The sequence below is a fragment of the Rhizobium sp. PDO1-076 genome (assembly GCF_000247475.1).
GTDB lineage: Bacteria > Pseudomonadota > Alphaproteobacteria > Rhizobiales > Rhizobiaceae > Allorhizobium.
The window spans coordinates 1-1,321 of sequence record NZ_AHZC01000282.1 but is presented as its reverse complement, the minus strand read 5'-3'; the positions used below and the strand labels follow the sequence as shown (position 1 = coordinate 1,321).

Below are 1,321 nucleotides of genomic sequence, written 5' to 3'. Positions count from 1 at the left end.
TGAACCGCCCCGGCTTGGCCGGAGACCCCAACTCGTGAGAAGTAGGGTCTATGACAAGCAAAACGACGAACAAATTCTCTCCTGAAGTCCGCGCCCGCGCCGTTCGGATGGTGACGGAACATGAAGCTGAACACTCATCGCGCTGGGCGGCGGTATCATCGATAGCGGCCAAGATCGGCTGCTCGGCGCATACCCTCCATGAATGGGTGAAGAAGGCCGAGGTCGACAGCGGCAAGCGTGCAGGTTTGCCGAGTGACGTGGCGGAGAAGATGAAGGCACTGGAGCGGGAGAACCGCGAGCTTCGTCAGGCGAATGAGATTTTACGCAAAGCCTCGGCGTATTTTGCCCAGGCGGAGCTCGACCGCCCACTGAAGCGATGATTTCCTTCATCGACGAACACCGCTCGGTGCTCGGGGTCGAGCCGATCTGCAGACTGCTGCCGATTGCCCCGTCCACCTATTATGAGGTTATCGCCAAGCGCACGGACGTGGACCGCCTATCGGCCCGCGAACGGAATGATATTGCCATGAAAGTCGAGATACGCCGGGTGTTCAACGAGAACTTCCAGGTCTATGGCGTGCGCAAAGTCTGGCGGCAGTTGCAGCGAGAAGGTTACGACATCGCCCGCTGCACCGTCGCTCGGCTTATGAGAATGATGGAGCTTCAAGGCGTCATTCGCGGCAAGCCAGTCAAAACCACCGTGTCGGACAAGTCCGCTCCATGCCCGTTCGACCGGGTGAACCGACAGTTTTTCGCTCCAGCGCCGAACATGCTGTGGTTATCCGATTTCACCTATGTCGCGACCTGGCAGGGCTTCGTTTACGTGGCCTTCGTCATTGATGCCTTCGCCCGCCGTATCGTCGGTTGGCGGGCGAGCAGGACCGCTCACGCAAGCTTTGTGCTCGATGCCCTCGACCAGGCGCTTCATGATCGGCGGCCTGTCAAACGCGGCGGGCTGGTTCATCATTCCGACCGCGGCTCGCAATATGTGTCCATTCGCTATTCCGAACGGCTGGCGGAGGCGGGCATCGAGCCGTCTGTCGGAAGCGTTGGCGACAGTTACGACAATGCTCTCGCCGAAACGATCAACGGTCTTTACAAGGCCGAGGTTATCCATCGGCGAGGACCATGGCGCAACTTCGAAGCCGTGGAGTTCGCCACGCTCGAATGGGTCGACTGGTTCAACAACCGCCGCCTTCTGGAGCCCATCGGAAACATTCCGCCCGCCGAGGCAGAAGACCGATACTACGCCATGCTGGACGCACCAGCCATGGCCGCATAACTTAAACTAAACGGTCTCCGGTAAAGCCGGGGCGGTTCA

Annotated in this window: 1 protein-coding gene and 1 other annotated feature; the gene reads left to right on the top strand. The window is 59.6% G+C overall.

Features of this window, described 5'->3' with window-relative positions; translation table 11 throughout:
* The first annotated feature begins 50 nt into the window (after positions 1-50).
* Positions 51-1,282, top strand: a protein-coding gene (locus tag PDO_RS15075; RefSeq protein WP_085995821.1) for an IS3 family transposase whose coding sequence is annotated in 2 segments (ribosomal slippage) — positions 51-342 and positions 342-1,282 — 1,233 coding nt in all. Because the reading frame shifts where the segments join, the coding sequence is not laid out codon by codon here.
* Positions 335-451: a sequence feature (AL1L pseudoknot), on the top strand. Its footprint overlaps the gene before it by 117 nt.
* Positions 1,283-1,321: the final 39 nt, after the last annotated feature.